The organism is Chryseobacterium sp. FG46 (genome assembly GCF_057809135.1).
Map to the genome: position 1 here is coordinate 1 of NZ_JBMDJJ010000060.1, position 4,733 is coordinate 4,733.

The window sequence follows — 4,733 nt, forward strand, 5'->3', positions numbered from 1 at the left end:
TTTAAAGATATAGCCAAAGCTTACAAAATCTTTAAAGATGTGTCCACACGATAGTTACCCAAAGGGGTAAATTTCCTTCATGTAGGGGGTAGAGACCGTTCATGAAGCCTCTCCAGGGGCTTATTAAAGGGGTTGGAAGGGCTTTGGAAGGGGCTGAAATTATTTCTGAGCAATATTTTCAGTGATTTTAAAGAAAATTTACGTTTTCCCGTAAGCGGGAGCTGGAGATTTTTATTATTATTGCAATCTATAATTATAAAACCATGAAAACAAATACTATTTCATTTCCAACATAGTAGTATCAACCTATTTGACAACTCCATTTTCTTATTTGTGTTAAATTTATAATACCAAACACTTGAAAATTATAACACGTATTAAGAAATTAAAAACATAATTGATTCAGCACCTACTACATTTAATTATCTACACAAAAAATCAATGAAAAACTTAGAGTATTACAAATTAAAAGAAGAATTTCTCAATGAATGGCCATTATCAAGAATTCAGGATTTAAAATTAGAAGAATATACGAATCTGGATAAAACCTCCTTTTGCTATTGGGTTGAAGCAAAGACAAATCTTTTAGGAAGTATTTGGGGAGGCTCTGCCTACAAATTTGGTATCTACAAACGTAGAGATAAAAGTAAAGAGGTGCTGAACGGGAATAGAATGACAGATGATGAATACGCATGGCATTCAAAATATGGTAAAACAAGAGAAGAAGCATTTTCAACAATCAAATTAATTTTATTGGAAATTGTTGAGAGTGCGCAAAAAAATGATCTGGAAAGCATTGATAAAATTAACTTAGGTGATGCTTACAAATGGAAAATTGCTTTTTTATATAACGATTTCAAAATTGTTAATATCTATAAGTGGGACAATTTATATAATGCTGCTGAGTTTCTAGGTTTTGATGAGGGTATCAAAAGCTATCCTGTACTCAATAGTTTTATTCTACAAAAGAAAGGACCCGACCAGGATTATTTTGATTTTACTCAGCTTCTATGGAGTAAAAGTGAAACAGAAAATAATGAGATTATAAACACTGAGGAAAATAATATTTTTGATATTAGCTATCCTAATCAAATTTTCTATGGGCCTCCGGGAACCGGAAAAACTTATAAAATCAATTCTTTTTTAAACTCCACTAAAAAGACTGAAACTAAAGAACCCATTACTTCTTCTATAAAAGTTGATCGCCACAAAACATTCTGGCATCTGGCTCCCGGGCAAGGAGGGTATTTGTGGAATGATCTAAAAAATGGTACCAGGCTAGGCTATGAATGGTGTTCCGTTGGACTTGGGGATTTAAATGATCTGGATAAAAAACAGACCGAAAATTTCAAGATGAGAACCTATTTCTCAGATGTAAAACAGGGAGATTATCTATGTATTATCTCCGGTAAAAAGTTTTATGGTATCGCAGAAGCACTTCATAATTATGATTTTTCAAAAGCTGTTGTAAATAGTTTTGATTTTCAGACTATTGAAGTAAAATGGATTAAAATTTTTGACACTCCAGAATTATTGTCCGCTTCTTACACTCCTACCTTTGGTAAACTGAATGGAGGAAAAAGGTGGAATTCCTTAATACAGGCATTACAGGAAAATAATATTGTTTTTGATGATACAACAACTATTGAATCTGCAAAACTGATTCCCCAATCTAATAATAGTATTTTTACAACCTTTCATCAGTCCTTCTCTTATGAAGACTTCATTGAAGGAATCAAACCAGATTTGGATGAAGATGATGAATTAAGGTATAATATTGAAGACGGTATCTTTAAAATTGCATGTGACAGAGCTGCAAATCTTGCCGGATTTGAAGATTTAAATGATGCATTAAAAAGCCCAAAAGAAATTGTTAAGGCAAAATTTGAAGTAAGTGAACGATTTTATCTTTTTATTGATGAAATAAACAGAGGAAACATTTCTCAGATATTTGGAGAACTCATCACTTTGATTGAAAAAGATAAGCGTTTAGGCCAACTTAATGAAACAAGGGTTACTTTGCCCTATTCTAAAAGTGAAATTCAGTTTTGTGTTCCTCCCAACCTATATATTATCGGAACCATGAATACCGCAGATAGAAGTGTTGAAGCTTTAGACACCGCTTTAAGAAGACGTTTTTGTTTCACCGAGATGCTTCCTGATAGAAAGGTGATCGAGGATAAAGCATTTAATGATTACCCACGGGCAGATGTTATGGAAAAAATCAACACCCGAATTGAACTCCTTTTAGATAGAAATTATACTCTGGGACACTCGTACTTTATTAAGGAAGATTTTAAAAACTCTTTCAAAAATGAGATAATACCTTTGCTTCAGGAGTATTTCTATAGTGACTACAGCAAAATTGGATTAATTTTAGGAAGAGGATTTGTTAAAGAAAAGGGCATATCTGAAAGTAAAGAAATTTTTGCTGATTTTTATGGCATAGATGATATTGACATTCAAAAAACATTTGAATTAATTCCGTTTGATGAATTAAATTTTGACGACGCAATAAAACTTTTACTAAGAATATGATTTCTCATAAAAGAATACAGGTCTATGAACATAGTTTTTTACGAATAGGCGACAGAGATTTTGATACAAAACATTTCATAACGTTGTCTAAACTTAATGCCTTACACAACTATCAATATTTTGATTTGAAACATAATGGTGTCGTTTTCAAACAATTCGTTGGGGTTCTTCAGATTGATAATCTTACCATTGAGATTCTTCCCAAAATAGATAGTTATGAACCAGAAGAGAATAAAAAAAAATGGCAGAGTGTTCTTATAGAAATGTTACGCTTAACCAAAAAATTAAAGATTCAGGAGGCTGGTCAAGCAAATGTTGTAAGACAGTCCATAACTCTTTTGGATATTTACTTTGAATGGTTTCTAAGTGAAGTACAACTATTAATTCATCAGGGATTAATAAAACAGTATTATAAGAAAACAGGAAATGTAAAAGCATTAAAAGGAAAGCTGGAATTTGCAATTCATATCCAGAAAAATCTGGCCCACAAAGAACGTTTTTATACTACACATCAAGTGTATGGAAAAGATCATCTTATTCATCAGGTCTTAGGACAAGCTTTAGATATTATTACTGATTTATCTAAAGGAAGTTATCTTCATACTAAATGTAAAACATTAAAGCTGGATTTTCCAGAGGTAAAATCAATTAATGCCACTGAATCTACATTTAAAAAGCTTCCTAAATCTAGAAAAAATGCCCCTTATGAAACTGCACTTTCAATAGCAAGATTTATCATATTAAACTATGCTCCAAATATTTCTCAAGGAACTGAAAAAATGTTAGCCTTATTATTTGACATGAATAAATTATGGGAAGAATACATTTTAATTCGGATCAAACAGGTGTCTAGAGATAATAATATACAAGTTTACGGGCAAAATTTTAAAGCATTTTGGAGGAATGTTTCAATACGCCCGGATATTGTATTAGTTAGTGACAAAGAACAATTTATTATTGATACTAAATGGAAAAATATAAACAATGACAAACCATCAATACATGATCTAAGACAAATGTACGTCTATAATGAATATTGGAAAAGTAGCAAATCACTTTTACTATATCCGTCAAACAATGATAATTTTGGTGGCCACATAAAGTTTGTTGCACTTGATAATACTGCTGATCAACATACATGTGGTCTGGGGAAAGTTTCTATTTTTAAAGATTGTAATAAACTATTAAATGATCAAATAGGAGCAAAAATCTTAAATTGGATAATGAAATAACAGTTTAGATTCCTATGGAATGACAAGGTGGGCGTTTATGTGTACGTGTATAGCCACTTATTTACTCAGGAAAACGGTGCAAACTATCCGCTTAGACTATCCACAACGTTTGTCATTACGTAGGAATACAGGCACAGAAAGCTTTCTGATGATAAAATAACAGTGTAGATTCCTGCGGAATGACAAGGTGGGCGCATGATGATGCATGGAATGATACTTATCTACTCCGGATTACCATACAAACTATCCGCTTAGACTATCCACAACGTTTGTCATTACGTAGAAATACAGGCACAGAAAGCTTTCTGATGATAAAATAAACAGTGTAGATTCCTGCGGAAGGACAAGGTGGGCGTTTATGTGTGCGTGCATTACCGCTTATTTCCTTCAGACATCAAATTTTTTGTAACCTTTATAAAACAAAAACACAAATGACTGCATTTTCAAAAGGAAGATATACCTATTATATCTATATTCTTACCAATAAAAATAGAAAAGTACTTTATACTGGTGTTACAGGAAACCTCCATAGGAGATTGTATCAACACAAAACAAAGCTAAATCCAGGCAGTTTCACAGCAAGATATAATCTTGAATTTCTGATTTATTACGAGAAATATGATTGGATTCATCATGCCATTCAAAGAGAAAAGGAAATCAAAAACTGGTCAAGAATGAAGAAACTTGAACTGATAAGGAGCACAAATCCTAATTTAGAATTTTTGAATTATTTGTTTGAGAATTGGCTTTGATATGAATAGTATTTCATATCAAATGACAAAATTGTTTGTCGTCAGACTAATAAGATAGTGAAATACAAACTATGCGCTTAGACTATCCACAACGTTTGTCATTCCGTAGGAATCCAGGCATAGAAAGTTATCTGATGATAAATGATGATAAATTAACTGTTTAGATTCCTGCGGAATGACAAGGTGGGCGTATGATGATGCATGGAATGAT

Annotated in this window: 4 protein-coding genes; 3 read left to right on the top strand and 1 reads right to left on the bottom strand. The window is 32.2% G+C overall.

The features are described 5' to 3' along the window. Positions 1 to 441 precede the first annotated feature (441 nt). Positions 442 to 2,538 (top strand): McrB family protein, encoded by a 2,097-nt coding sequence (locus tag ACODR7_RS21375; protein ID WP_488842271.1) that lies wholly within the window; start codon positions 442 to 444, stop codon positions 2,536 to 2,538. Further along, positions 2,535 to 3,770 carry an McrC family protein gene (locus ACODR7_RS21380; RefSeq protein WP_488842273.1) on the top strand — a complete coding sequence of 412 codons (1,236 nt, stop codon included), beginning with the start codon at positions 2,535 to 2,537 and terminating at the stop codon, positions 3,768 to 3,770. The genes ACODR7_RS21375 and ACODR7_RS21380 overlap by 4 nt, the downstream gene beginning before the upstream one ends. A 243-nt stretch (positions 3,771 to 4,013) precedes the next feature. Here the strand turns inward: ACODR7_RS21380 and ACODR7_RS21385 are convergent, their stop codons facing one another. After that, positions 4,014 to 4,142, bottom strand: a complete 129-nt coding sequence (locus tag ACODR7_RS21385; protein WP_488842275.1) for a hypothetical protein — start codon at positions 4,140 to 4,142, stop codon at positions 4,014 to 4,016. Between the two features lie 59 nt (positions 4,143 to 4,201). Between ACODR7_RS21385 and ACODR7_RS21390 the strand changes: the two genes are divergently transcribed. Then, positions 4,202 to 4,522, top strand: coding sequence for a GIY-YIG nuclease family protein (locus ACODR7_RS21390; RefSeq protein WP_488842277.1), 321 nt, complete (start codon positions 4,202 to 4,204; stop codon positions 4,520 to 4,522). Positions 4,523 to 4,733: the final 211 nt, after the last annotated feature.